The 24,831-nt window shown below is 72.3% G+C and carries 24 protein-coding genes and 1 pseudogene; 11 read left to right on the top strand and 14 right to left on the bottom strand.

The genetic code is table 11. The features are described from left to right. Positions 1 to 136: 136 nt before the first annotated feature. Complete coding sequence (locus tag AC07DI_RS30145) at positions 137 to 1,531, top strand: uracil-xanthine permease family protein (protein ID WP_478907341.1); 1,395 nt, start codon at positions 137 to 139, stop codon at positions 1,529 to 1,531. Positions 1,532 to 1,577: 46 nt separating this feature from the next. On the opposite strand, the gene AC07DI_RS30140 is transcribed toward AC07DI_RS30145, so the two are convergent. Together AC07DI_RS30140 and AC07DI_RS30135 are read right to left on the bottom strand one after the other, a co-directional pair. Then, complete coding sequence (locus tag AC07DI_RS30140; RefSeq protein ID WP_478907339.1) at positions 1,578 to 2,030, bottom strand: ATP-binding protein; 453 nt, start codon at positions 2,028 to 2,030, stop codon at positions 1,578 to 1,580. Beyond that, a complete protein-coding gene (locus AC07DI_RS30135; RefSeq protein ID WP_478907337.1) occupies positions 2,027 to 2,908 on the bottom strand; it encodes an MEDS domain-containing protein in 882 nt (293 codons plus the stop codon). Before AC07DI_RS30135 ends, AC07DI_RS30140 begins: the two co-directional genes overlap by 4 nt. Positions 2,909 to 3,313: 405 nt before the next feature. Here AC07DI_RS30135 and AC07DI_RS30130 point away from each other — a divergent pair, with 405 nt between their 5' ends. The 3 genes from AC07DI_RS30130 to AC07DI_RS30120 all read left to right on the top strand — a co-directional run bounded on the left by AC07DI_RS30130 (position 3,314) and on the right by AC07DI_RS30120 (position 6,313). Next, positions 3,314 to 4,507 carry a Cmx/CmrA family chloramphenicol efflux MFS transporter gene (locus AC07DI_RS30130; protein WP_478907335.1) on the top strand — a complete coding sequence of 398 codons (1,194 nt, stop codon included), beginning with the start codon at positions 3,314 to 3,316 and terminating at the stop codon, positions 4,505 to 4,507. 35 nt (positions 4,508 to 4,542) lie between these two features. Further along, a complete protein-coding gene (locus AC07DI_RS30125) occupies positions 4,543 to 5,247 on the top strand; it encodes a DUF5995 family protein (RefSeq protein ID WP_478907333.1) in 705 nt (234 codons plus the stop codon). A gap of 133 nt (positions 5,248 to 5,380) precedes the next feature. Continuing rightward, positions 5,381 to 6,313 carry an LLM class F420-dependent oxidoreductase gene (locus AC07DI_RS30120; RefSeq protein ID WP_478907331.1) on the top strand — a complete coding sequence of 311 codons (933 nt, stop codon included), beginning with the start codon at positions 5,381 to 5,383 and terminating at the stop codon, positions 6,311 to 6,313. Positions 6,314 to 6,412: 99 nt separating this feature from the next. Here the strand turns inward: AC07DI_RS30120 and AC07DI_RS30115 are convergent, their stop codons facing one another. Both AC07DI_RS30115 and AC07DI_RS30110 read right to left on the bottom strand, forming a co-directional pair. Further along, a complete protein-coding gene (locus AC07DI_RS30115) occupies positions 6,413 to 8,122 on the bottom strand; it encodes a flavin monoamine oxidase family protein (RefSeq protein ID WP_384258009.1) in 1,710 nt (569 codons plus the stop codon). A gap of 55 nt (positions 8,123 to 8,177) precedes the next feature. Continuing rightward, complete coding sequence (locus AC07DI_RS30110; RefSeq protein WP_478907329.1) at positions 8,178 to 8,975, bottom strand: carbon-nitrogen hydrolase family protein; 798 nt, start codon at positions 8,973 to 8,975, stop codon at positions 8,178 to 8,180. 428 nt (positions 8,976 to 9,403) lie between these two features. On the opposite strand from AC07DI_RS30110, the gene AC07DI_RS30105 reads away from it, so the two are divergent. Then, complete coding sequence (locus AC07DI_RS30105) at positions 9,404 to 9,967, top strand: Repetin (RefSeq protein ID WP_478907440.1); 564 nt, start codon at positions 9,404 to 9,406, stop codon at positions 9,965 to 9,967. Positions 9,968 to 10,182: 215 nt separating this feature from the next. Continuing rightward, positions 10,183 to 10,743: a Repetin gene (locus tag AC07DI_RS30100; RefSeq protein ID WP_478907327.1), complete on the top strand. Its 561-nt coding sequence runs from the start codon at positions 10,183 to 10,185 to the stop codon at positions 10,741 to 10,743. A gap of 19 nt (positions 10,744 to 10,762) precedes the next feature. On the opposite strand, the gene AC07DI_RS30095 is transcribed toward AC07DI_RS30100, so the two are convergent. Both AC07DI_RS30095 and AC07DI_RS30090 read right to left on the bottom strand, forming a co-directional pair. After that, the gene (locus AC07DI_RS30095; protein WP_384258003.1) at positions 10,763 to 11,218 is read right to left on the bottom strand and encodes an Lrp/AsnC family transcriptional regulator; all 456 of its coding nucleotides are present in this window, start codon (positions 11,216 to 11,218) and stop codon (positions 10,763 to 10,765) included. Positions 11,219 to 11,228: 10 nt separating this feature from the next. Next, the gene (locus tag AC07DI_RS30090; protein WP_384258000.1) at positions 11,229 to 12,698 is read right to left on the bottom strand and encodes an amino acid permease; all 1,470 of its coding nucleotides are present in this window, start codon (positions 12,696 to 12,698) and stop codon (positions 11,229 to 11,231) included. A gap of 306 nt (positions 12,699 to 13,004) precedes the next feature. On the opposite strand from AC07DI_RS30090, the gene AC07DI_RS30085 reads away from it, so the two are divergent. Next, on the top strand, positions 13,005 to 14,120 hold the full coding sequence (locus AC07DI_RS30085) for an LLM class flavin-dependent oxidoreductase (protein WP_478907324.1): 1,116 nt from the start codon (positions 13,005 to 13,007) through the stop codon (positions 14,118 to 14,120). Continuing rightward, positions 14,117 to 14,929 carry an SDR family NAD(P)-dependent oxidoreductase gene (locus AC07DI_RS30080; RefSeq protein WP_384257995.1) on the top strand — a complete coding sequence of 271 codons (813 nt, stop codon included), beginning with the start codon at positions 14,117 to 14,119 and terminating at the stop codon, positions 14,927 to 14,929. Before AC07DI_RS30085 ends, AC07DI_RS30080 begins: the two co-directional genes overlap by 4 nt. Here AC07DI_RS30080 and AC07DI_RS30075 read toward each other — a convergent pair. Further along, positions 14,899 to 15,339, bottom strand: coding sequence for a winged helix-turn-helix transcriptional regulator (locus AC07DI_RS30075; protein ID WP_478907321.1), 441 nt, complete (start codon positions 15,337 to 15,339; stop codon positions 14,899 to 14,901). The genes AC07DI_RS30080 and AC07DI_RS30075 overlap by 31 nt on opposite strands. Before the next feature lie 88 nt (positions 15,340 to 15,427). Here AC07DI_RS30075 and AC07DI_RS30070 point away from each other — a divergent pair, with 88 nt between their 5' ends. Next, the gene (locus AC07DI_RS30070; RefSeq protein ID WP_478907319.1) at positions 15,428 to 16,240 is read left to right on the top strand and encodes an NAD(P)H-binding protein; all 813 of its coding nucleotides are present in this window, start codon (positions 15,428 to 15,430) and stop codon (positions 16,238 to 16,240) included. Positions 16,241 to 16,461: 221 nt separating this feature from the next. Here the strand turns inward: AC07DI_RS30070 and AC07DI_RS30065 are convergent, their stop codons facing one another. From AC07DI_RS30065 to rpe, 5 genes are all read right to left on the bottom strand, one after another. Then, a complete protein-coding gene (locus tag AC07DI_RS30065) occupies positions 16,462 to 17,904 on the bottom strand; it encodes a GuaB1 family IMP dehydrogenase-related protein (protein ID WP_478907317.1) in 1,443 nt (480 codons plus the stop codon). A gap of 173 nt (positions 17,905 to 18,077) precedes the next feature. Next, positions 18,078 to 18,497 (bottom strand): barstar family protein, encoded by a 420-nt coding sequence (locus AC07DI_RS30060; protein WP_478907315.1) that lies wholly within the window; start codon positions 18,495 to 18,497, stop codon positions 18,078 to 18,080. Next, entirely contained in the window at positions 18,497 to 18,889 is a 393-nt protein-coding gene (locus AC07DI_RS30055; protein WP_478907313.1) for a guanyl-specific ribonuclease, read from the bottom strand. The genes AC07DI_RS30060 and AC07DI_RS30055 overlap by 1 nt, the downstream gene beginning before the upstream one ends. Positions 18,890 to 19,002: 113 nt before the next feature. Further along, a complete protein-coding gene (locus AC07DI_RS30050; RefSeq protein ID WP_384257981.1) occupies positions 19,003 to 20,055 on the bottom strand; it encodes a sugar-binding transcriptional regulator in 1,053 nt (350 codons plus the stop codon). Between the two features lie 78 nt (positions 20,056 to 20,133). Further along, complete coding sequence (gene rpe, locus AC07DI_RS30045) at positions 20,134 to 20,820, bottom strand: ribulose-phosphate 3-epimerase (protein WP_478907310.1); 687 nt, start codon at positions 20,818 to 20,820, stop codon at positions 20,134 to 20,136. A gap of 291 nt (positions 20,821 to 21,111) precedes the next feature. Between rpe and AC07DI_RS30040 the strand changes: the two are divergent. Continuing rightward, positions 21,112 to 21,318: pseudogene (locus AC07DI_RS30040) on the top strand (MMPL family transporter); the annotation flags it as partial. A gap of 80 nt (positions 21,319 to 21,398) precedes the next feature. Here AC07DI_RS30040 and AC07DI_RS30035 read toward each other — a convergent pair. Together AC07DI_RS30035 and fmt are read right to left on the bottom strand one after the other, a co-directional pair. Next, positions 21,399 to 22,853, bottom strand: coding sequence for an RsmB/NOP family class I SAM-dependent RNA methyltransferase (locus AC07DI_RS30035; protein ID WP_478907308.1), 1,455 nt, complete (start codon positions 22,851 to 22,853; stop codon positions 21,399 to 21,401). Between the two features lie 34 nt (positions 22,854 to 22,887). After that, positions 22,888 to 23,832, bottom strand: a complete 945-nt coding sequence (gene fmt, locus AC07DI_RS30030; RefSeq protein ID WP_478907306.1) for a methionyl-tRNA formyltransferase — start codon at positions 23,830 to 23,832, stop codon at positions 22,888 to 22,890. Positions 23,833 to 24,102: 270 nt separating this feature from the next. Here fmt and AC07DI_RS30025 point away from each other — a divergent pair, with 270 nt between their 5' ends. Beyond that, positions 24,103 to 24,696, top strand: a complete 594-nt coding sequence (locus AC07DI_RS30025) for a hypothetical protein (RefSeq protein WP_478907304.1) — start codon at positions 24,103 to 24,105, stop codon at positions 24,694 to 24,696. Positions 24,697 to 24,831: the final 135 nt, after the last annotated feature.

Below are 24,831 nucleotides of genomic sequence, written 5' to 3'. Positions count from 1 at the left end.
CGCCGCGGGTGCGGGGGCGGCCGTCTCCGCGCCGGAACGAAGCAGCACTGATGTCGCACTAACATGGCGTCGATCATTTCGGGCCACATCACGGCCCTGCTCGGCCCGGCTCGGCGCACAGAAAGCGACACTCACCATGGATCTCGGCGTGCGCTGGAAACTCCACGGGGACGGCCGTACGCCCGCCCCCGGCGCGGTCGTCCGGCCCGACGAGCGGCTCTCGTGGCCGCGGACGTTCGGGCTCGGCGCCCAGCACGTGGTGGCGATGTTCGGGGCGTCCTTCGTCGCGCCCGTCCTCATGGGTCTCGACCCGAATCTGGCCATCATGATGTCGGGCGTCGCGACCGTCATCTTCCTGCTCGCCACGCGCGGCCGGGTGCCCAGCTACCTGGGCTGCTCGCTCTCCTTCGTGGGCGTCGCCGCCGTCATCAGGGCGCAGGGCGGCTCCAGCGCGACGGTGACCGGCGCGGTCCTCGTCGTCGGCGCCGCGCTGTTCGTGGTGGGGCTCGCGGTGCAGAGGTTCGGGGCGCGGATCATCCACGCCGCGATGCCGCCGATCGTGACCGGCGCGGTCGTCATGCTGATCGGGTTCAACCTGGCGCCGGTCACCGCCTCCACGTACTGGCCGCAGGACCAGTGGACCGCGCTGCTGGTCATGCTCTTCACCGGGCTGGCCGTGGTGTGCCTGCGCGGCTTCTTCTCGCGCATCGCGATCTTCCTCGGGCTGATCTTCGGCTACGGCATCTCCTGGGTCTTCGACCAGGTCTTCGGCAAAATCCACTCGGCGGACGGTTCCGGCAAGGTCGTCGACCACCTGCGCCTCGACCTGTCGGCCGTCGGCAAGGCCGACTGGGTCGGCCTGCCCTCCTTCCACGGGCCGAGCTTCGAGTGGTCGGCGATCCTCGTGGCGCTGCCCGTCGTCATCGCGCTGATCGCGGAGAACGCGGGGCACGTGAAGGCCGTGGGCGAGATGACCGGCGACAACCTCGACGACAAGCTCGGCACGGCGATCTCCGCCGACGGCGTGGCCTCCGTGCTGTCCACCGCGGTCGGCGGCCCGCCCAACACGACGTACTCCGAGAACATCGGCGTGATGGCGGCGACCCGCGTCTACTCCACGGCCGCCTACTGGGCGGCGGCGTGCTTCGCCCTGCTCTTCGGGCTCTGCCCCAAGTTCGGCGCGGTCGTCGCGGCGATCCCGGGCGGCGTGCTCGGCGGCATCACCGTCATCCTGTACGGCATGATCGGCCTGCTCGGCGCGCAGATCTGGATCAACGCCAAGGTGGACCTGCGCAACCCGCTGAACCTCGTACCGGCCGCCGCGGGCATCATCATCGGCGTCGGCGGCGTCTCGCTGAAGTTCACCGACACCTTCCAGCTGAGCGGCATCGCGCTCGGCACCATCGTCGTCATCACCGGCTACCACGTGCTGCGCGCCTTCGCCCCCGCGCACCTCAAGTCCCAGGAACCGCTGCTGGACTCGGGCACCTCCACGTACGACGAGGAGAGCGGTCCCGGCGCCAAGGTGTGAGGGCCGTACGGGCACACGGGCGCAACGGGCACACGGCCGGGTCGGGTCAGGACTGCGACCGCCGGGGCTCGCACCGCTGAATCGGCAGCCGCACGGACAGCGTCACCCTGGCGCCGCCGGGCCCCGCACAGACGGTGAGCTCGTCGGTGAGCAGTCCTGCGAGCCGCAGTCCGCGCCCGCCCGGCCTGCCGTCGAGTCCGGGAGCGGTCCCGGTGGCGGCGGGGGCGCTGAACCCGGGGCCCCGGTCGTGGATGTGGCAGGCCAGGTGCCCGGTGCCGCGCTCAAGGACCAGCGTGCCGCCGCCGCCCGCGTGCTCGACGGCGTTCACCGCCACGGCGTCCAGGGCGACGATGAAATCGCCTCGGCGCGGCTCGGGCAGCCCGTGGTGGTCGGCGTACTGCTCGACGAGCATCCGCAGGCGTGGCAGGTCGTCCCGGGTGAAAGGGGTTTCGAGCAGCGTGACGGGCGGGGCCTCGTGGGGCTCTGGTGCCGTCGTCATCGGTGGCCCACCTCACTGATCACCAGGTGCGGTACCTGATCGGCGCCTGCCCGGCGCAGTACGCGGGCCGCGGCCGGTGGACAGTGGACATGGACCGGGCCGCGGTCGTGCGCCAGGACCAGCTGCAACAGGTCCACCGCGCAGGACAGGCCGAGGAAGACGAGCCGGGACAGGTCCACGGTCGGGCGCGGGGCGGCCGCACCGCGTCTGAGTCCCTCGCGCACGGCGCCGATGAACTGCTCCCTGGTGGCCAGGTCCGCCTCGCCGACGAGCCGCACCGTCCCCGCGGCGTGTTCGACGTGCAGCACTCCGAGACCCGAGAGCAGTCGGCAGGGGTGGGCCCGGTGCATGGCGTCCAGCACGCCGGGGTCGAACCAGCGGCTGTCGTAGGCGCAGATCTCGGTGTACGGGCGGCCGGTGAACAGATGCTCTGCGTGGGACTCCCGGTGCATCATCACCTCGACATCGGCGTCCAGGTCGCCCACCCAGTGCATGTCGATGTAGGTGCGCAGTCCGCTGTACCCCTCGGCCAGGGCGCGGTCGGTCTCCTCCGTGATGCGCTGCCACTGCCGGTCGGGGGTGAATCCGGCCTGGGGGCGGATGAGGGCGCGCATGCTGCTGAGCACCAACTGGCCCTGTTCGCGGGCGGACCGCAGCAGCGCTCCCGGTCCCTCAAGCCGGTTCCAGACCTCGTCCTCGGCGAGCTGCGGAGCGGCGAAGACCATCACCTTCTCTTCTCGCACCAGCCCCGCCCACGCGAAGGCGGACACCACGTCCCGGCCCGCGTCGTCGTCGGCGTAGCTGACGAAAGCGTGGTCGCCCGCCCGGAGGTGCTGAACCGGAATCGTGCCGACCGACGCCGGTTCGGCAGCCGCCATCTCTCACCTCCAGGGTCGTGGGCCCGATGGGAACGGGTCGACGTCACGTGCGGGCCATACGCTAGCCGCCGATACCGCACGGTGCGGCGGCCCCGCGGAATGTGGCGGCGGATGGACACACCGACGCCTGATCACGACCGATCCTGCCGGAAAATGCCCGGTTCATAGCGGATCTCCTCCGCTCAAAGCGTTGGACGTGGTGCGTGTCCGCTGATTAGGGTGCGCACCATGTCGAGTCCCGAGTCCGACAGACTCCGGCCACCGGTGCTCCGGTGGCTTCCCGTGCTGTCGCCCTGACGTTCTCCGCCGCCTTCCGCGGCCGTGCGCGAGCGTCGCACCGCCCCGGAGCACCGCACCCGTGTCCTGATCATCCTTGATCCACACTGTGGTTGCGGAGTTTTCGCTGTGCCCTTCTCCCTCTACCTGCTCGGGCTCGCCGTGTTCGCCCAAGGCACCTCCGAGTTCATGCTGTCCGGCCTGGTCCCCGACATCGCGCGCGACCTGGCCGTACCGATTCCCGCCGCGGGCCATCTGACCTCGGCGTTCGCCCTGGGCATGGTCGTCGGCGCGCCGCTGATGGCCGCCGTGAGCCGTCGCTTCGACCGCCGGAGCGCGCTGCTCGTCCTGCTGACCGTCTTCCTGCTCGTCCATGTCGTCGGCGCGCTGACCACGAGCTTCGCGGTGCTGCTCGCGAGCCGGGTCGTCGGCGCCCTGGCCAACGCCGGGTTCCTCGCCGTCGCCCTGGTCACCGCCACGGGCATGGTCGGGCCCGACGCCAAGGGGCGTGCCACGTCGACGCTGCTCGGCGGCGTGACCGTCGCCTGTGTCGCGGGCGTGCCCGCGGGGGCGCTGCTCGGCGAGGTGTGGGGCTGGCGCTCGGCGTTCTGGGCCGTGGCCCTGGTCTCGCTGCCCGCCGTGTTCGCCATCGCGCGTGCGGTGCCCGCCGGTGGGCCGGACCCCGCAGGACCCGGTGTGCTCGGTGAGCTGCGGGCCTTGCGCGCTCCGCGGCTCCAGGTGACACTGCTGCTCGGCGCGTTGGTGAACGGCGCGACGTTCTGCACGTTCACCTACCTCGCGCCACTGGTCACCAACATCACGGGCCTCGGCCCCGGTTGGGTTCCGGTGGTGCTCGCCCTGTTCGGCATCGGCTCCTTCGCCGGCGTCACCGCGGGTGGCCGTATCGCCGACGTACGGCCCGTGCCGCTCCTGGTGTACGGGTCGCTCGCGCTGCTCGCGGGCTGGCTCCTGCTCGCGGCGACCGCGGCGCGGCCGGTGGCGGTGATCGCGCTGGTCCTGGTCCAGGGCGCACTGTCGTTCGGCGTCGGGTCCACGCTCATCTCGCAGGCGCTGTACGCGGCGGCCGACGCGCCCCACCTGGCGGGCGGCCTCGCCACGGCCGCCTTCAACGTGGGCGGCGCGGCCGGGCCCTACCTCGGCGGCCTGGCGATCTCCGCGGGGCTCGGCTACCGCTCGCCGCTCTGGCTCAGCGCGCTTCTGGTGGCGGCGGCCCTGGTCACCGGGGCGGTCGCGGCCGGCCTGCGCCGCGGGGCTCCCGCCGCCGGGCGTTCCCTCGTTTCGGGGAAGCGTCCGGTGCGCTGACGTCCGGGCCCGCCCGGGGCTGGCACCCTGCCCCCATGGCGCAGTTGGAACGGTTCGCGGAGTTCGGGGCCCCGTCGTACGGGGTCGAGGGCGTGGTGGCACGGATGCGTGCGCTCGGCGACGACTGGCCGCCGCGTGACGGCGTCGCCGTCTTCAACCGCGTCTACCTGTCGGTGACCGAGGAGGTGGCCCGGCACCTGGGCCGCGGAGTCTTCCCCGACACCCGCTCCGCGGCCACGCTGGACGTCTGCTTCGCCGAGCGCTATCTCGCGGCCGTCGACGCGGCGGCGGACGGGCGGCGGACGCCCGCCTGCTGGCGTCCGCTGTTCCAGTACCGCCGCCATCCGGGCGTACGGCCCCTGCAGTTCGCGCTCGCGGGCATCAACGCGCACATCGGGCACGATCTGGCGCGGGCCCTGGTGGACGCCTGCCGTCTGCTCGGCTGCGAACCGACCGACCTTGAGGACGAGTTCGAGCGGGTGGGCGATGTCCTCGTGGCGCTGGAGGAGCACATCCGCGAGGAGCTGATGCCCGGCCCCGACCTCCTCCAGGTCGGCGACCCGCTGACGCACCTGGCCGGTTCGTGGAGCCTGGAGCGCGCCAGGGACGGCGCGTGGGCGGCGGCGCGGGCGCTGTGGGCGCTGCGCGGTCTGCCGGGGCTCGCCGAGGAGTTCGGGGAGCGGCTCGACGGGGCGGTGGGCCTGGTGGGGCGGATCCTGCTGACGCCGCTGCCGGACTGAGAGGCCGGGCCCGGCCCCGGCCGCCGGGCCCACCGGCCCCTTCCAGCCACGCCCCACCCCTCTCCCCCACAACTCCCGCACGATCGCTGTACGTTGAAATGACCGTCCGCCTCCGACGCGAAGGAGCAGCACAATGGCCATCCGACTGGGACTGAGCCTGCCGCAGGGCGGGCAGTACGCCATCGGACGCGACGTCCCCGCGGTGGCCCGGGCCGCCGAGGGCATCGGTTACGAGAGCCTGTGGGTCTTCGAGCGCGTCCTGTACCCCGAGCCCGCCACCCAGGGGCTCTACGGAATCCCGGGCCGGCCCTGGCCCGACTCGTACCGCTCGGTCGCCGATCCCCTCGTCACCCTGACACTCGCCGCCGCGGCCACCGACCGCGCCCGCCTCGGCACCAGCGTGCTGGTCGCCCCGCTGCACGTGCCGTTCCAACTCGCGCGCTCACTGGCCTCGTTGGACGCGGCGAGCGGCGGCCGCGTCGTCGCGGGCCTCGGCACGGGCTGGTCCCACGACGAGTACGCCGCCGCGTCGGTCGCCCCCTTCGACAGGCGCGGCAAGGTCCTGGACGAGGTGATCGACGTCTGCCACGCGGTGTGGGGCCCGGACCCGGTGGCGTACGAAGGGGAACTGACGACGATCGCCCCCTCGGTCGTGGGCCCCAAGCCCGCGCACCCCATCCCGATCCTGCTGCCCGCCAACAGTCCGCGGGCCCTGCGCAGGCTGGTGGACCGCGCGGACGGCTGGATGCCGGTGGGCCTGGGCGCCCGGAAGCTGACCGAGCAGGCCCAGGCCCTGAAGGAACTGGCCGCCGGGCGGGGCCGCACCGAGCCGGTCCAGAGCGTCATGCGGGCCAACGCGAGCTACACGGCGAAGCCGTACGAGGGCGAGCGCCGCGCCCCCTTCCAGGGCAACGTCGCCCAGATCACCGAGGACCTCGCGGCGCATGCCGCGACGGGCGCGGTGCAGGAGATCCTCATCGAACTGGCAGGCAGTGCGAGGGACGCGGAGGAACTGAAGGACGTGGCGGCAGAGGTGTACGAGGCGGCACGGGCGGCCGGGGTATAGGACGGGCGCCCCGAAGGGGCGCAGTCCCAGGGGCGCGGGGAACTGCGCGACCAGCCACGGCCGACCGGCAGATCCCTGCGCACCCCGCCCGAATCGCGCTCAGTCCTCAGGCAGCTCGACGGGAGCAATCTCGTCGAACACATCCCCAGGCCCAGGATTGCTCGCATCGGTCGCCCCACCAAAGTGCCGCATCACGCCCCACACCGCGTTCAGAGCGGTCTGCACGGCACCCTCGGCCCACCCCGCCGTCCACGAGATGTCATCCCCCGCGAGGAAGATCCCCCGCTTGTCCGCCGGAAGGCGATCCTGCATGAAGTGGGTGAAGAGCCGCCGCTGATACCGGTAGTGCCCCGGCAGGTTCGCCTTGAAGGCGCCCATGAAGTAGGGCTCGTTCTCCCAGGACACGGTCACCGGGTTACCGATGATGTGCTTCCTGATGTCGACCTTCGGGTAGATCTCGCCGAGCGACTTGAGCATGACCTCCATCCGCTCGTTCGCCGACAGCGGCAGCCACTTCAGGCTGTCGTCGCACCAGGTGTAGGAGAGGCAGATGACGGCGGGCTTGTCCGGCCCGTCGTCGAGCAGGTAGGTGCCGCGCGTCATGCGGTCGGTGAGCGTCATCGACATGACGTCACGCCCGGTCGGGTTCCCCCTGTCGTCGACGGCCTTGTCGAGCCAGAACGGCCGGTCGACCGGCACGAAGAGCTTGGAGGACTCCATGTAGTGGGTCCGCTCCATCGCCGTCCAGTGGTCGATGGGGAAGAGCGAGTCGTCGCACTCGATCTTCGAGAGCAGCATCCACGACTGGGCGGTGAATATCGCGGCCTGGTACGTGCGGATGTCACCGGAGGCGTCGGTGACCGTGACACGGTTCCCCGCGGTCCGGTTGAGGCGCGTCACGGCGGGCTTCGGCACACCGCCCTCGTGCAGCGAGGACAGGGACGTCCCGGCCTCCCAGTGCACGATCTTCTGCGGCTCGCGGTCCCACAGGCGCAGCGGCAGCTGCTGGCTGCCGCCGACGATGCCGCGGTGGTGGTCGTCGGCCTCGGTGTAGACGACGCGCAGGATCTCCAGGATGGAGTTGGGGAAGTCGGTGTCCCAGCCGCCCGTGCCGAAGCCGACCTGGCCGAAGATCTCGCGGTGCCGGAAGGACTTGAACGCCTCGGACTCGCAGAGGAAGCCGTAGAAGGTCTGGTTGTCGAGCTTCTCGACGAGCCTGGACCAGATCTCGCGGATCTTCGGCACGTCGCGCTCGCGCAGGGCGCGGTTCATGTCGGAGAAGTCCGCGCCCTCGTCGAGGCAGTCGGCCCACGCCTTCGCGACGTCGCGGTAGACCTGCGGCAGGTCCTCCACCGTCTCGGCGTAGTGCGACTCGCCCTTGAGGTCCACGACCGTCGAGGGGGTCGCCTCGGCAAGCGGGTTGGGGAACGCGCGGGTCTTCAGGCCCACCAGGTCGATGTAGTGCTGCAGCGCCGTGGAGGACGGCGGGAAGCGCATCGCGCCCATCTCGGCGGTCAGGTCGGCGTCGCAGCCCTCGAAGCCGACGGTACGCAGCCGGCCGCCGATCTGGTCGGCCTCGTAGACGACGGGCTTGAGGCCCATCTTCATCAGTTCGTACGCGGCGATGATGCCGGAGAGGCCGCCGCCGATGACGGCGACCTCGGTGCCGTGCTCGGTCGCGGGTATCTGGCCGAGGCCCGCGGGGTGCGCGAGGAAATCGTCGTACGCGTAGGGGAAGTCCGGGCCGAACATGGTGATCGGGGGCTGCGCGTCGGTGTGCTGGACGGCGGTGGGCACCGTGGACGTCATGGGGTACGGACTCCTTGCACGGAACTGAAAGACAGGTGAGGGGGGCTTGGCGGGGTCAGCCGAGGGACGCGTACAGGCCGGGGCGGCGGTCGCGCAGGTACGGGTTGCGCTCGCGGGACGCGGCGAGGAACTCCGGGTCGACATCGCCGATGACCAGTTCCTCGCCGCGGCCCGCGCGGGCGCGCGCCACGCCGTCGGGGCCGGCCAGGGTGGAGAGCCCGACGAACTCGAACTCGCCCTCGGGGCCGACCCGGTTGACGTACGCGACGTACATCTGGTTCTCGAAGGCGCGCACCGGCACGACGGACTCGGCGACGAACTGGAAGGGGTGCATCTGCGCGGTGGGGACCACGAGCAGGTCGGTGCCAGCGAGGGCGTGGGCCCGGACGTTCTCCGGGAACTCCACGTCGTAGCAGATCATGAGGCCGATCCGGACGCCGCCCAGCTCGGCCTGGACGACGGTCTGTTCACCGGAGGTGAAGGAGTCGCGCTCGAAGCCGCCGAAGAGGTGGGTCTTGCGGTAGTTCGCGAGGCGGGCGCCGTCGGGTCCGATCAGCTGGACGGAGTTGTGGACGACGTCTCCCTCGCGCTCCGGATAGCCGTACGCCACGCCGACCCCGTGCCGCGAGGCGATCCCGGCGACGGCCTTCGCGGAGTCACCGTCGACGGTCTCGGCGAGCCGGGCGATGTCGTCGCCGATCGCGTACCCGGTGAGGTAGAGCTCGGGTGCGACGAGCAGCCCCGCGCCCGCGGCGGCGGCACGCTCGGCGGCATTGTCGAGCGCCGAGAGGTTCTCGGCGATGGATCCGAGCTGCCCGGAACTCTGGAGCAGGGCGGTGCGCAGCGCAGGCATGGCGGAACCTCGGGGCGTACGGAGGGGCAGGTGGGGTCCGTTAGACCGTACGGTCGGCTGCCCTGCGCGGACAAGGCACGAGCGTTGCGGGCAGCCGCTTGATCCGTTGCGCACTGAGGGGCCGGGGCGGCGATTCGTTGCGTGGTGGCGGTGGGACCGGGGTCGTAGTGGTGTCCACCGGTGGGCGCAGGGGGCGCGGGGGCGTTCTCCGCCGCGCGGCGGAGGCCGATTGCCGCCCGTGGCCGGACGTGCCGGTACCCCCTGCCGCGAGACGGTGATCTCGCCCGGAAGGACCGGGTGAACGGCACTTCGGACGGAGGCTCCCCGTGAGCCGCGACACAGACACCCGGATCGCTGACAGCCACTCGGCCGCCACTGGCAGCCGCCCGACCGGCACCCCCGACCGCCCGACCCGCACCCATCGGCGCGTGATCGCCGTCGGCGCCGCCCTGCTGCTCACCGCCGGGGCGGTGGGAGCGGCCGTGGCGGCGGACGGCGGCGGGCCCCGCGAGGCCGCGCCGAAGGCCGCCCACGCCCGGGAAGCCGCGGCCCTCACCGGCACCGCGAAGCTCTACCGCAAGACCACGGAAGACGTGACGTTCACCTTCGACGCCCATCTGGCCGAGCGCGACACCAGACGCCCGGACAGGGCGACCGGCACCTTCCGCTTCGTCCACCTCGACAAGCCGGGCGGCAGGGGCGGCTGGGCGAAGGGCCGTATCGACTGCCTGATGACGGGCGGCAAGGTCGCCACGGCCACCGGCATCATCACGGACTCGAACCTCAAGGGCATCAAGGGCGGCCGCGTCGGCTTCAGCGTCCACGACCGCAGCGGGCAGGACCGGGTGGGGTACAGCTGGGCGGCGGTGGGCCGCCCCGACGGGACGAAGAAGCTGACCAAGTGCACCAGCTCAGCCCCCTTCGAGAAGGTCAGGAAGGGCACCGGCGACTTCCGCGTCAAGCCCTGGCACGTCACGTACCCGACCGGGTGACGGCGGCGGGGCCCGCCCGTACGGGGGTCGGGCGGGCCCCGCGTCTCCGCCTCACGAACCACCCGTACCCCGCCGCACGGCGGAGCCGGTCACCCCCTGGAGCACGATGCGCCGCGCACCGGCCCGCGGAATTGTGGATCACGCCCGGGGAGAACCGGGCGTACCGCAGACCGCAGACCGCAGACCGCAGACCGCAGCCAGCCGGGGGGCTCCCCATGAACATGAACCGCCGCTCCACCCTCGTCCGCGTCGTCGCCGTGGGCGCCGTGCTCCTCGCGCTCGCCGGGGCCTCGGGGCCCGCGACCGCATGGGACGGCCCACGACCCGGGCGCGAGGCCGCCGCCCTGACCGGAACCGCCCAACTGGACCGCGGCCCCGGAGACGAAGGAACCGTCGCCTTCGACGCCCATCTGGACGCCCGGGACCGGAACGACCCCGGGGCCGCGCACGGCACCATCAGGTTCAGCCACTACATCGAGCACCCCAAGTTCGGCGGCTCCGCCGAGGCCCGGGTGGACTGCCTGCTGACCGGCGGGAAGGTCGCGACCGTGTCGGCGGTCGTCACGAAGGCGGACGGCGGCCTCAAGGGGGCGGTCGGCAAGCGCATCGGGATGACCGTCCACGATCAGGGCAAGCAGGACCGCTTCGGCTACAGCTGGGCCATGGCCGGGGTTCCGAACGACCTGCCGGACGACATGCCCAAGTGCGTGAGCGCGGCCCCGTTCGACAGGACCAGGCCCGGCAGCGGCGATCTCCGCGTACTGCCGATGACATAGCGCCCCGGCGGCCGGGACGCTACGCGGGCGAGCCCGACGAATAGCGCCGCATCAGGGGCGAGAGCACGAGCACGGACTTCGTCCGCTCGACGAACGGCTCCCCCGCGATCCGTTCGAGCACCCGCTCGAAGTGCCGCATATCGGCGGCGAAGACCTGCACGATCGCGTCCGCGTCCCCCGTCACGGTGGACGCGGACGAGATCTCCGGATACCGCTCCAGCCCCCGCTGGATCGCCTCGGGCGAGGTGTTCCTGCGACAGTAGATCTCGATGAACCCCTCGGTCTCCCAGCCGAGCGCCGCCGGATCCACCCGCACGGTGAACCCGGTGATCGCTCCGGTGGCCCGCAGCCGGTCCACGCGCCGCTTCACGGCGGGCGCGGAGAGTCCGACCAGCTGGCCGATGTCGGCGTAGGAACGGCGGGCGTCCTCGGCGAGGGCGTGCACGATGCGTTCGTCGAGATCGTTCAGTCGCACGGGGGGTGGATCACTTCTCTGCTGTGGCCAATCGGGAGCGGCTCACGCCGTACAGGAAGTAGAACACGAGGCCGACGGCCATCCAGACACCGAACACGACCCAGGTGATGGAGTCGAGGCTGAACATGTTGTACGCGCAGAACCCGAAGCCGAGCACCGGGAAGAGCCAGCCGAGCGGCACCCGGAAGGTGCGCGGCATGTCGGGGCGGGTGCGGCGCAGCACGATCACGGCGATGTTGACCAGGCCGAAGGCGAAGAGCGTGCCGATGCTGGTGGCGTCGACGAGCTTGCCGAGCGGGATGACGGAGGCCAGCGCGCCGCAGAACAGCGAGACGATGACCGTGTTCACGCGGGGCGTGCCGGTCTTCCCGCTGACCCTGCCGAACGCCTTGGGGACCAGGCCGTCGCGGGACATGGCGAACAGGACGCGGGTCTGGCCGTAGAGGACGGTCAGGACGACGGAGGCGATGGAGATGACGGCGCCGGCGGCGAGGATCGTGCCCCACATGGTCTGTCCGGTGACGTCGTTCATGATCGCGGCGAGCGTGGCCTCGGAGCCCTCGAAGTCCTTCCAGTTCCAGGCGCCGACGGCGACGGCCGCGACCAGGACGTAGAGCGCGGTGACGATGACCAGCGAGAGCATGATCGCCCGGGGCAGGTCGCGCTGCGGGTTCTTCGCCTCCTCACCCGCGGTGGAGGCGGCGTCGAAGCCGATGTAGGAGAAGAAGAGGCTCGCGGCGGCGGCGCTGACACCTGCCGTGCCGAGCGGCATGAAGTCCGAGTAGTTGCCGGACTTGAAGCCCATGAAGCCGATGGCGCAGAAGAGCGCGAGTGCGACGATCTTCACGATGACCATGATCGTGTTGGCGCGCGCCGACTCCTTGGCGCCGCCGAGCAGGAAGACCATCGCGAGCAGCACGACGACGAGGCCGGGCAGGTTGATGATGGCGCCGTCGACCTCGCCGGGCGCCGCGGAGAGCGCGTCGGGGATGGTGACGCCGATGGTCCCGTCGAGCAGCTCGTTGAGGTACTCGCCCCAGCCGACCGCGACCGCGGCGACCGAGACGCCGTACTCCAGGACCAGACACCAGCCGCAGACCCAGGCGACGAGTTCACCCATCGTTGCGTACGCGTACGAGTACGAGGATCCGGCGACCGGGATGGAGCCGGCCAGCTCGGCGTAGGAGAGCGCGGAGAACAGGGCGGTGAGGCCGGCGAGTACGAAGGAGACCGTGACGGCGGGTCCGGCCTTGGGGACGCTCGCGCCGAGGACGACGAAGATGCCGGTGCCGAGCGTGGCACCGATGCTGATCATGGTCAGCTGCCACATTCCGAGGGAGCGCCGAAGCGAGCCACCCTCACCCTGGCCACCCTCCGCGACCAGGCTTTCGACCGGCTTGCGCCGCATCAGGCGGCTGCCGAGGCCAGGGCTGCCCGGGGGACTGGGGCGGTTCTGCGGGGGTGCGCCTTGTTCGAGCACGCGCTGGCTCCTTCATCGCTGCCGGTCAGGGCGGCGAGGACTCATGGCACCCGCGCTAGGGACGGGAACCACCGAGCAGGCAGTCCCCGCCACACCACGTACAGCGCAGACTCTAAAGTCCACGCCTTCCCGACCGTAATGCAGCAACCTTGCGTATGGACAGTTGATCATTGCGCACTTACGGCATATACGCCTCTTCATTGCGCCGTCCGTTTCGTCCGTTGCGTGACGAGCCTTCCGGCCGGCGGTTGACACTTCGTCAGATCTCCCTCATCGTGCACCCCGGTCGAGAGGGAGGCACAGGCCATGGACCTCGATGTGCTGTACGAGATCGACGTACCGAAGCCCTGGGACGGACCCCATCCGCACGGCCAGCGCGCCGCCGAGCAGCGCGCCTACCGCGAGGCCGTGGAGCAGATCCGGCTCGCGGACCGGGTCGGCTTCCGTACCGTCTGGGCGGTCGAGCACCACTTCCGCGAGGGCCGCTCGCACTGCCCTGCGCCCGAGGTCCTGCTCGGCCACCTCGCGGCGCTGACCGAGCGGATCCGCCTGGGCTTCGGCGTCACCCTCACCCCCTTCGGCTTCACTCCCCCGCAGCGGATCGCCGAGAAGGTGGCGGCCGTGGACGTGCTCTCGGAGGGCCGGGTGGAGTGGGGGACGGGGCGCTCGACGCCCATGGAGCAGACGGCCTTCGGCGTCGACCGCGAGCAGTCGCGGGCGGACTGGCGCGAGGCGATCGAGATCGTCACCGGGATGTGGCGCGAGGAGTACTTCAGCTACGCCTCGGAGCGCTTCACCTTCCCGCGCCGCATGGTCACGCCGAAGCCCGTCCAGGACCCCCACCCGCCGTGCTGGATGGCGGCGACCTCCCCCGGTTCGGCGGAGGTCGCGGGCGCCGCCGGTCTCGGACTGCTCTCCTTCTCGATCATGCAGCCCCTTGAGGCGATGGCCCGGCAGGTCGCCGCCTACCGCGCCGCCGCCCGCACGCCCACTCCGCTCACGGACGTCACCACGGACCGCGTCAGCGCGTACACGCTGGTCCATGTCGCGGACCGGCCCTCGCGGCGGGTCTGGTCCTCGGTCGCCTGGTGGTACCGCAATCTCGCCCGGTTCACGCTGGACTGGGAGCTGCCGCATCTGACGCCCGAGGAGCGCGGGGCGGCGTTCCCGCTGCTCACCCCGATCATCGAAGGCACCGTCCCCGTAAGGGAGTTCGACGACGGTGACATGATCCTGATCGGTGACGCGGAGACGGTGGTCCGCAAGGCCAAGCGCTACGCCGACCTCGGCATCGACCAGCTCATCTGCTACGTCCAGTGGGGCTATCTGGAGCACCGCGAGATCCTGCGCACCATCGAGATCCTCGGCAAGGAAGTCATCCCGGAACTGGCGGCGTACCGGCCCCGGCGGGCGGCGCCGTGAGCGAGCCCCTCGACACCTCCCCCGTCCCCGACTACGCGGCCCTGCACCGCCTGGACGGCCGCGCCTTCGTCGTGCTCGGCGCGGGCAACGGCATCGGCCGCCAGAGCGCGCACGCCCTCACTGCGGCGGGCGCACGGGTGCTCTGCGTGGACCTCGACAAGAACCGCGCGGAGGCCGTCGCCGCCGAGACGGGCGGCCTCGCGTACGTCGCGGACGTCACGCGGCGCGAAGCGGTGCGCGAGCTCTTCGCCGACGCGGAAGGAGAGTTCGGGCGGATCGGCGGCATCGTCGACATCGTGGGCATGGCCCGCTACGAGAGCCTGGAGCGGCTCACCGACGAGTCCTGGGACTGGCACTTCTCCCTGGTCCTGCGGCACGCCTGGTTCGCCGTCCAGTACGGCGGCGAGGCGCTCGCGGCGGCGGGCGGCGGCCCGCTGGTCTTCGTCGCGTCGGTGTCGGGCCTGACGGCGGCGCCCCGGCACGCCGCGTACGGCGCGGCCAAGGCGGGCCTGATCTCCCTGGTCCGCTCGGCGGCGGTGGAGTACGGGCCGCGCGGGGTACGCGTGAACGCGGTGGCACCGGGCGTGGTGTGGACCCCGCGCGTGGCGGGCCTGATCGGCGAGGAGGGCCGCGAACGGAACGCCCGCAACGCGCCGCTCGGCCGGGTCGCCGAGACCTCGGACATCGCGTCCGCCCTGCTCTTCTTCGCCTCGCCGCTCTCCTCCTACGTCACCGGGCAGACGCTCGTCGTGGACGGCGGGGTCGGCGTCAAGTTCCCCTACCCCACGCCCGACGTGGCCGCGTCATAGCGCTCGCGGGCGGCCGCGATGGCCGGGCGGTGGTCGATGGACCAGTCGGCGAGGGCCTTCACGAGGTGGGTGAGGCTGTGGCCGAGATCGGTGAGCTCGTACTCCACCTGCGGCGGGATCGTCGGGTACACCGTGCGCTTGACCAGGCCGTCACGCTCCAGGCGGCGCACGGTGAGGGTGAGCATGCGCTGCGAGATGTCGCCGTGGATCCGGCGCTGCAACTCCTTGAACCTGAGGACGCCCGAGGCCAGTTCGACCACGACGTACACGGACCACTTGTCGCCGAGCCGGTCGAGGACGTCCCGCACCCCGCACTCGTCCTGCGGAGTGTCGCAGCGGATCACCGGCTCGGTGTCCGGGTCCGCCGCGGAAGCCGGTGGGGTGGTTACCGCCGTGTGCCCTGCTGACATGAGAGTGCCTCCTTATGCGGCCGCGCGCCGTGGATCAGAGTAGTGCGCAGCCGGTCACCGACCGGCACCGCTCACCAGGGGGAATCCCATGCTCATGATCACCGGCGCCACGGGCGCACTCGGCACGCTCGTCACCGACCGGCTCACCGGCCATGACGACGTCGTCATCGGCTCCCGCCGCCCCGCTCCCGGCGGGCGCCGCGTCGACTTCGACGACCCGTCGTCCCTGGACTTCACCGGCGTCGACACGCTGCTGGTCATCTCCGCCGGGGCCGCCGAGGACGACATCGTCGTGGCCCGCCACGAGGCCGCGATATCCGCCGCCGAGAAGAGCGGGGTGCGCCACCTCGTCTACACCAGCCTCAGCGGCGACGGCGACCATCTGACGTACGCGCTCGCCCACCGCTGGACCGAGCGCAGGCTGCGCCGCTCCACGCTCGACTGGACGGTGCTGCGCAACGGCCTGTACGCGGAGTTCCTCGCCGCCGTCGCCGCGCCGGGCCCCGACGGGACCATCGCCGCGCCGCTCGGGACGGGCCGCCTCGCCGCCGTGGCACGCGCCGACCTGGCCGACGTCGCGGTACGGGTGGCGAAGGACCCCGCCGCCCACGCGGGCCGCACCTACGAGCTGGTCGGCGAACAAGCCCTGGGCGGCGCCGAGTTGGCCGCCGCGACAGGTTCCTCCTACGAGCCCGCCGCACTCGCCGCGACCCGCGAGGCGATCACCACGGCGGGCCAGGCCCTGCCCTTCCAGGTCCCGATGCTCCTGAGCACGTACTCAGCGATCGCAGCCGGCTTCCTGGACGGCACGGGCATCGAGGACCGCAGCGCACTGCGAACCCTGCTGGGCAGGGAGCCCCGCCCGGCACTCGACGCGTATGTGGCGGCGGTGCGGGGCTGAGGGGGCGGGACGCCCCCTCAGGGGCGCGGGGAACTGCGCGCCCAGCCACGACGGACCCGCAGCGAAAACGGCACCTCCGCCCAGCGCTTGCCCGCACGCGCCGGGGGTGCAGCCCTGACGGCGGGGCCGCCCACCGTCAGGGGCGCGGGACAGCGACACGTACGGCCCCGCCACGCGGGCGCGCCGGGCCACGACAACCCCGCACCCCCACGCGGGAGCCTCTAGCTCCAGCTGGCGTGCAGCGGCTTGCCCTCCGCGTAGCCCGCGGCACTCTGGACGCCGATCGTGGCCCGCTCCGCGAACTCCGCGAGGGAGGCCGCGCCCGCGTACGTGCAGGAGGAGCGGACGCCCGCGATGATCGAGTCGATCAGGTCCTCGACGCCCGGCCGGGTCGGGTCGAGGAACATCCGCGAGGTGGAGATGCCCTCCTCGAAGAGCGCCTTGCGGGCGCGGTCGTACGCCGACTCCTCGCTGGTGCGGTTGCGCACCGCACGCGCCGACGCCATGCCGAACGACTCCTTGTACAGGCGGCCGTCGGCGTCCTGCTGGAGGTCGCCCGGGGACTCGTACGTACCCGCGAACCAAGAACCGATCATGACGTTCGACGCGCCGGCGGCCAGCGCCATGGCGACGTCGCGCGGGTGACGGACACCGCCGTCGGCCCAGACGTGCTTGCCGAACTTCGCGGCCTCGGTGGCGCATTCGAGCACCGCGGAGAACTGCGGGCGGCCGACGCCGGTCATCATGCGCGTGGTGCACATGGCACCGGGACCGACACCCACCTTGATGATGTCCGCGCCGGCCTCGATGAGGTCGCGCACACCCTCGGCGGCGACGATGTTGCCCGCGACGATCGGCACCCGCGGGTCCAGGCCGCGCACGGCCTTGACCGCGGCGATCATCGACTCCTGGTGGCCGTGCGCGGTGTCCACGACGAGCGTGTCGACGCCCGCGTCGAGGAGCTGCTTGGCCTTGCCCGCCACGTCGCCGTTGATGCCGACGGCGGCGGCGATGCGCAAGCCGCCGTTGGCGTCGACGGCCGGGGTGTAGAGCGTCGCGCGCAGGGCGCCCGTGCGGGTGAGGATGCCCGCGAGGCGGCCGTCCTTGTCCACGGCGGGGGCGTACCTGCGGTTGGCGCCGTCCAGCTTGTTGAACGCGTCGCGCGGGTCGATGTCGGCGTCCAGGAGCACCAGGTCCCTGGACATGACCTCGGAGAGCTGCGTGAAGCGGTCGACGCCGCTCAGGTCGGTGTCCGTGACGACGCCGATGGGCTTCTGGTCGTCGTCGACGACGACGCCCGCGTTGTGCGCGCGCTTGGGCAGCAGCGCGAGCGCGTCGGCGACGGTCTGCGTGGGGGCCAGCACGATCGGGGTGTCCAGGACGTGGTGGCGCGTCTTGACCCAGGAGACGACGTCGGTGACGACCTCGATCGGGATGTCCTGGGGGATGACGACGATGCCGCCCCTGCGGGCGACGGTCTCGGCCATGCGGCGGCCGGCGATCGCGGTCATGTTGGCGACGACCAGCGGGATCGTGGTGCCGGTGCCGTCGGGCGAGGCCAGGTCGACGCCCTGGCGGGAGCCGACGGCGGAGCGCCTCGGGACCATGAAGACGTCGTCGTACGTCAGGTCGTACGCAGGCTGGATGTCATTGAGGAAGCGCACGTGCTGCTCATCCCAGTCGATCAGAGGTGGCCCCCGGACAGTTAGCCCGAGGGAAAAGCACGTACTTCATTCTCCCATGCCACCGGGGTTGTGCCGCCTGGGACGATCACCCAGGCGGCCGACGGGGGCGATGGTCGGATCGTCCAAACGCACCCGGAAACGGAACGCACGGTTCACGCCTCGCGACGCTCCGTGCCGGGGTGCCCCGGACCGGCCGGGGCGGGGCCGAGCGCGAGGACGATCTCCAGACCGGTCTCCGCCCCCCGCCAGTGCTCGACGGCCGCCGAGAACACCTCCTGCGCGATCCGCCACTCCCCCGGCGCCCCCCGTGCGTACTCCTGCCAGCCGGAGACGACGAGCAGCCACCCGTTCGCGCGGGGTGCCCACGAGAGGTCGGTGAGGCAGTCGGCGAGGGCGTCCCAATTGCGCCCGAACCAGTCGGGCAGGCCGAGGCCGCGGGCGCAGCGCTCCATGAAAGCGGCCTTGTCCGTCACGCCTGCCAGGGAGAGCGTCGCGGTGGTCCAGCCGGCGCCGCGTGCGGCGTCGAGCACGGGCGCGAGCGGATCAGATGCGCTGTCAGTACCGCCGGGCATTACCTCAGCACCGCCTTGAAGGACGCGTAGTGGTCATCGGTGTAGTAGATCTCGCCACCGCTCCCGGTGACGATGCGGCGCGCCCCGCGGTCGCGCTCACCCGGCGTGCGGACGGTGTACTCGTGGTAGTAGCCGCGTGCGCGCCGCGGCAGTTCCCGCTCGAAGTTCCCGAAGACGGCGCCGTCCTTCCCGTACGGGAAGGGCCCCCCGTCATCGATGCGCTCCAGCGTGCGCCGGGCCTCGGCGGGCAGCCGGCCGGCCTGGACGGTGGCCATGCCGTGGGCCCAGTCGGGGGCGTCTCCTCCGGTGCCGCCCGAGGAGCACCCGGCCACCAGGACCGCGAGACAGAGCAGCAACACCCCCAGCGCGCGGGGAACGAACCGGTTCAGCATGGATCAGACCCTGCCATGGCATCCCTTCGGGCGCGCGGGACAACGACGTGTGCGGCTCCGCGACATGTGCGGCTCCGCCGCGTGGGCGCGATCGGCCCCCACGCCCCACGCTCTCAGCTGCCGTCCGGGTCCGCCCGGTTCAGCGCGGGCCGCGGCGCCGCCCCCGCGACAAGAAGCTGATCAGCCGCAGCCGTGTCCGTCACCAGACTGGTGACGAGCCCCGACCGGAGCACCGCGTCGATCGCGGCGGCCTTGCGCTGCCCGCCGGCGATGGCGACCACCTCGGGAATCCGGCGAAGCCGGTCCGCTTCGACGGTGATGCACCGCTCCCCGAGATCCCGACCCACCCGGCGCCCCTCGGCGTCGAACAGATGGGCGGACATCTCCGCGGCGACTCCCAGCGAGGCGTAATGCGCCCGCTCCTCGTCGCTGAGCATGTCGTGGACGGTGGAGATGCCCGGCTCCCAGGAGCCGATGGAGACACAGGCGACCGTGACCTTGTCGAAGTACTCGAAGGCGCGGGCGATGCCCGTCTGGTTGCGCAGCGCCGCCGCGGTCGCGGGGTCGGGGAGCAGCATCGGCGCGTAGATGGGGTGGGCCTCGCCGCCGGACACCTGGGCGGCGCGGCGGACGGCCTCGACCGAACCGCGCTCGGCGGTCCCGGCGTCGTACACCCCCGTGAGCTGCACGACGGTGCACGGCGGCAGCTGCGCGAGGGCGGCCGCCATGTGGATGGTGGAGCGGCCCCAGGCGAGGCCGAGGACATCGCCCTCGTCGACCAGCTCGCCGAGCAGGTCCGCCGCGACCTCGCCGAGGTTCTCGGGGTCGGGCGACTCGTCGATCTCGTCGGCGGGCGCCGGCGACTCCACGACGACGGCGTGCCGCAGCCCGTAGCGGGCGCGCAGCGCGTCCGAGCGCTCCGCGTCCAGCTCTGCGGGCACCCTGATCTCGATGCGCACGAGATCCCGCTCCAGGGCGGTCTCAAGGACCCGGGCCACCTTGAAGCGGCTGACGCCGAACTCCTCGGCGATCTGGATCTTGGACTTGCCCTCGAGGTAGAAGCGGCGGGCCATGGCCGCCGCCTGCACCAGCTCCGCGGGTCCCATCCGCATGGCTGACCGACCCGCCGACATGGCCGACACGGCGCTCTCCTCACTGCTGTTCACAAACTGGGTACGCCGCTCATCCTTGCAGATCCGGCCTGGTCGATCAGCCCTGAGGGACTGCGTTCACGTTCCCGTGGCTCAGTGGCCGCACGCCCATGCGCTTGACGCGGTCTTTGCCTCGGCTTGGGTGCGCAATGAACGTACCGCGTCCGCCGGATCCTTGGTGCCGTAGACGGCGGAGCCCGCGACGAACACGTCGGCGCCCGCCTCGGCGCAGCGCTCGATGGTCTCGGCCGAGACACCGCCGTCGACCTGCAACCACATCTCCAGGCCGTGCTTGCCGATCAGGTCACGGGTGCGGCGGATCTTGGGCAGCATGATGTCCAGGAACGCCTGGCCGCCGAAGCCCGGCTCGACCGTCATGATCAGCAGCATGTCGAGCTCGGGGAGCAGGTCCTCGTACGGCTCGATGGGCGTCGCAGGCTTGAGCGCCATGGAGGCGCGGGCGCCCTTGGCGCGGATCTCGCGCGCGAGACGGACGGGAGCGGCGGCGGCCTCCGCGTGGAAGGTGACCGATCCGGCGCCCGCCTCGACGTACTGCGGGGCCCAGCGATCGGGGTTCTCGATCATCAGGTGGCAGTCCAGAGGCGTGTCCGTCGCACGGGCGAGCGACTCTACGACCGGCACCCCGAGGGTGAGGTTGGGGACGAAGTGGTTGTCCATCACATCGACATGGAGCCAGTCGGCGTCTTCGACCGCCCGTGCCTCCTCGGCGAGGCGCGAGAAGTCCGCGGACAGGATGCTGGGGTTGATCTGCACGGCCATGCCCCAAGACTGCCATGCCCGGCGCTCGTTGCTGACCGCGGTCCACCGCATGGGCACAGCGGCTCCCGCGACCGCACGCCGGATGCCATGCCGGACGGTCCAGCGGCACCGCACACGGCAAGCGGGGGGGCCACGGCGGATGTACGGGGGCGGGAGCGGCGCGGCGCCGCGTGGCTGGTGTGCGGGTGGCGCACCAAGTGGCTGGTGGTGCTGTTCTGACTGGTGGTGATCCACCGTCGCGGCGCCGCCGGCCCAGAAGCTCACCGACGCCCAGGAGAACGACGCGGAGTACTCGTCCACCTGCTCGCCGTGCACGCGGACCTGACCGTCAACGGCCGGAGCGCGGGCATCCTGACCGTGCTCGTCTTCGGCGCCGGGACCGACTGCGCCCTGCTTCGGGTCGCTCGCTATCGCGAAGAGCGGCGTCCTGACGGGCCTCGCCTTCGGTCCCACGTCCAGGAACGTGTGGTGGCCGCACGCGCTGGCGAGACGGCCGGAGGGTGACCGGGGAGGCCTGAGGAGCCTGTGCCCGTCCCGCGCTGGGCGGGGACGGTCACTCGCCCCCCGCCTCACGCCCCTCAGGCGGTGCGCCGGATCAGCGCCAGGTACATCGCGTCCGTCCCGTGCAGATGCGGCCACAGCTGTACGTCGGGTCCGTCGCCCAGCGCCGGGACGTCCCCGAACATGGGCCGCGCGTCGATGAGTTCGGCCCCGCCGGTCTGCTTGAGCACGTCGTCCACGACGGCCCGCGTCTCGGCCGGGTGCGGCGAGCAGGTCGCGTACCCGACGACGCCGCCGACGCGCACCGACTCCAGCGCCGTGCGCAGCAGCGCGCGTTGCAGCGGTGCGAAGCCCTCCAGGTCCTGCGGGCGGCGGCGCCAGCGGGCCTCCGGGCGGCGGCGCAGGGCGCCGAGTCCGGTGCAGGGCACGTCCATCAGGACGCGGTCGAAGGTGCCGGGCCGCCACGGCGGGCGGGTGCCGTCGGCCGCGATGACCTCGTACGGGCCGGGGTTCCCCGCGAGCGCCTGCGCGACCAGACCGGCGCGGTGCGGCTGCTTCTCGGCGGCGAGCAGCGCGGCGCCGCGCCCGGCGGCGAGCCCGGCGAGCATGGCGGCCTTGCCGCCGGGGCCCGCGCAGCCGTCGAGCCACTTGGTGTCGGAACCCTCGACCGGGGCGTTGGCGAGGGCCAGCGCGACCAGCTGACTGCCCTCGTCCTGCACGCCCGCGCGCCCCTCGCGGACGGCCTCGATGGCGCCCGGCTCGCCGCCCTCGCTGAGCCGCACGGCATACGGCGACCAGCGGCCGGGCAGTGCGGATTCCTCGCCCACGGAGCCCAGGAGTTCACCGGCGGTGGCCCGGCCGGGCCGCGCCACCAGCGTCACCTCGGGCCGCTCGTTGTCGGCCTCGAGGAGGTCCTCGATGCCCGCGCGGCCACCGCCGAGCGCGTCCCACAGCGCCGAGACGACCCAGCGGGGGTGGGAGTGGACGACGGCGAGATGGTCCTCGGGGTCCTCGTCGTACGGTGGGGCGACGCGCTCCACCCAGCCGTCGAGATCGTCCTGGGAGACCTTGCGCAGCACGGCGTTGACGAACTTGGCCCGCCCGTCGCCGAGCACCACGCGCGCCAGCTCCACCGAGGCGGAGACGGCGGCGTGCGTCGGGATGCGGGTGCCGAGCAACTGGTGCACGCCCAGGTTGAGCACGTCGAGGACCGGCGGGTCGACCTCGCGCAGCGGCCGGTCGATGCAGGCCGCGACGATGGCGTCGTACGTGCCCTGGCGGCGCAGCGTCCCGTAGACCAGCTCGGTGGCGAGCGCCGCGTCACGCGCGTCGAAGTTCTCGTCCTTCTCCCGTGCCTTGCGCAGCAGCGGCGGCAGGACGAGGTTCGCGTACGCGTCGCGCTCGTCCACGGCGCGCAGCGCCTGGAAGGCGAGTATGCGAACGGGGTCCTTCTGGGGACGGCGGTAGGGCTTGCCGGGCTTGCCCGACTTGCCCGTCGGCTTCTGGGGACGCCGGTTCGGCTGGTCGTTCACAAGGTGCTCCGCTGCTGGTGTGGGTCGAACCCACCTAGCCTACGTCGGCCGTGCCCAGCCGCTCGCCGGGGGCGATCCGCACCCCGCGCGCCCAGTCCGCGCCGCGCATCGGCTTCTTGCCCTGCGGCTGGACCCAGAGCAGTTCGACGGCGTGCGATCCGGAGCCGACGTACACGTTGTTCTTGGCCGCGGCGAGCTCACCGGGCGCGAGGTCGGTGCGGTCCTGGACGAGCCCGGCCTGGATGATCTTCAGGCGCTCGCCGCGGAAGACGGTCCACGCACCGGGGGCGGGCGTGCAGCCGCGCACCACGCGGTCGACGCGGAGGGCCGGCGCGGCCCAGTCGACCTGGGCGTCCTCGACGGTGATCTTCGGGGCGAGAGTGACGCCGTCGGCCGGCTGCGGCACCGCCCGCAGGCTGCCGTCCTCGATGCCGTCCATCGTCGCGACGAGCAGCCCTGAGCCCGCGAAGGCGAGCCGGGTCAGCAGGTCACCGCTGGTGTCGGTGGGCCGCACCTCCTCCGTCACCGTGCCGTACACCGGCCCGGAGTCCAGCCCCTGCTCGATCAGGAAGGTGGAGGCGCCGGTGATCTCGTCGCCCGCCAGCACGGCGTGCTGCACCGGCGCCGCGCCGCGCCAGGCGGGCAGCAGCGAGAAGTGCAGGTTGACCCAGCCGCGGGCCGGGATCTCCAGGGCGGCCTTGGGCAGCAGCGCGCCGTAGGCGACGACGGGGCAGCAGTCGGGAGCGATCTCCCGCAGCCGCGCCAGGAACTCCTCGTCACGCGGCTTCGCGGGCTTGAGCACCTCGATGCCGGCCTCTTCCGCACGCTCCGCGACCGGGCTCGCGACGAGCCTGCGGCCCCGTCCCGCGGGCGCGTCGGGGCGGGTCACGACGGCGGCCACCTCGTGCCGGCCGGAGGCGATCAGGGCGTCGAGGGCGGGTACGGCGACCTCGGGAGTGCCTGCGAAGACGAGCTTCACCGGTGGGTACCTCGGATCTCTGGTCAAGGTGTGGGGCGACGGCAGCGCACCAGTCTATGGGCCTCCGCGGGGGCCCGCCCGGGCGGTCGTCGCGGGGACGGCGGTTGACGCCGTCGGGGGCGTACGAAACGGCGCGCGCCCTGTGCATATGCACATACGCCCCTGCACCGTGACCCCAAACGAACTAGCGCGTTGGTCAAGAAAGAGTTGACCACAACGGGCCTCGGATGCGGCCCGATCCTTTGAAACGCCGGTTCGAGAGGCTTGTTCATGGCCGACCACGCAACCCACGACGCCCAGGCACGGGCCAGCCTGCACCTCCTGGTGCGGGACATCGAACGGGTCCGCCGGCAGGTGGACGCACTGCGCACCCTCACCGCCCAGCTCGGCAACGTCTACCGCCCGCGCCGTTCCAGCCCCTCCGCAGGCTTCGTCGTGTACGGGCGGGCCCCCGCCCCGACCGTCCGTCTCGCCCAGGAGCTGCGCGACAGCGTCGAGACGCTGGTCACCGCGGCGGTGGACTTCGACCGCTCGCTCGGGTTCTCGTGGGACGCGGTGGGCTCGGCCCTCGGCGTCACCAAGCAGGCGGTCCACCGCAGGTACGGCGCGCGCCGGGCCACCACGCAGGCGGCGGCCGAGGCGGAACGCGCGGCGGAGTCCCCGACACCGGCCGTGCCCTCCACCGCCGCCGCCGCTACGGCCACGGCTGCGGCCACGGCCACAGCGACGCGTCCGCTGCCGGTCGGCGTCCCCCTGCCGTCCGTCCCCGCCGCCCGCGCGATGCCGACCCAGCCCACCGCGGGCAGCCCCGCGCTCCGCGACGAAGCAAGGCCGAGCGCCTTTCCCGGCCCGCGCAACGGCTGACGTCCGCCCCATGGCCGCTGCCCCCTCGCTCCTCCGCCAAGGACGAGGGGGCAGCTTCATGTCCGATGCCGGTCCGTGCGGGGCAGCGGCGACGTGCGAACCGGCAGCGACCGGGCGGGGCAGCAGCGACGTGCA

The sequence above is a fragment of the Streptomyces sp. NPDC044106 genome, from assembly GCF_056433985.1.
The sequence above is the reverse complement of the archived record's forward strand: the minus strand, read 5'-3'. Positions and strand labels throughout refer to the sequence as shown.

Coding starts and splice junctions, on each gene's coding strand:
- AC07DI_RS30055 (WP_478907313.1), bottom strand. CDS start 18,889: ATGCTGAACCGGTTCGTTCCCCGCGCGCTGGGGGTGTTGCTGCTCTGT.
- AC07DI_RS30100 (WP_478907327.1), top strand. CDS start 10,183: ATGAACATGAACCGCCGCTCCACCCTCGTCCGCGTCGTCGCCGTGGGC.
- AC07DI_RS30110 (WP_478907329.1), bottom strand. CDS start 8,975: ATGCCTGCGCTGCGCACCGCCCTGCTCCAGAGTTCCGGGCAGCTCGGA.
- AC07DI_RS30140 (WP_478907339.1), bottom strand. CDS start 2,030: ATGACGACGGCACCAGAGCCCCACGAGGCCCCGCCCGTCACGCTGCTC.
- AC07DI_RS30025 (WP_478907304.1), top strand. CDS start 24,103: ATGGCCGACCACGCAACCCACGACGCCCAGGCACGGGCCAGCCTGCAC.
- AC07DI_RS30145 (WP_478907341.1), top strand. CDS start 137: ATGGATCTCGGCGTGCGCTGGAAACTCCACGGGGACGGCCGTACGCCC.
- AC07DI_RS30070 (WP_478907319.1), top strand. CDS start 15,428: ATGCTCATGATCACCGGCGCCACGGGCGCACTCGGCACGCTCGTCACC.
- AC07DI_RS30115 (WP_384258009.1), bottom strand. CDS start 8,122: ATGACGTCCACGGTGCCCACCGCCGTCCAGCACACCGACGCGCAGCCC.
- AC07DI_RS30125 (WP_478907333.1), top strand. CDS start 4,543: ATGGCGCAGTTGGAACGGTTCGCGGAGTTCGGGGCCCCGTCGTACGGG.
- AC07DI_RS30085 (WP_478907324.1), top strand. CDS start 13,005: ATGGACCTCGATGTGCTGTACGAGATCGACGTACCGAAGCCCTGGGAC.
- AC07DI_RS30135 (WP_478907337.1), bottom strand. CDS start 2,908: ATGGCGGCTGCCGAACCGGCGTCGGTCGGCACGATTCCGGTTCAGCAC.
- AC07DI_RS30120 (WP_478907331.1), top strand. CDS start 5,381: ATGGCCATCCGACTGGGACTGAGCCTGCCGCAGGGCGGGCAGTACGCC.
- AC07DI_RS30060 (WP_478907315.1), bottom strand. CDS start 18,497: ATGCCCGGCGGTACTGACAGCGCATCTGATCCGCTCGCGCCCGTGCTC.
- rpe (WP_478907310.1), bottom strand. CDS start 20,820: ATGGCCGTGCAGATCAACCCCAGCATCCTGTCCGCGGACTTCTCGCGC.
- AC07DI_RS30075 (WP_478907321.1), bottom strand. CDS start 15,339: ATGTCAGCAGGGCACACGGCGGTAACCACCCCACCGGCTTCCGCGGCG.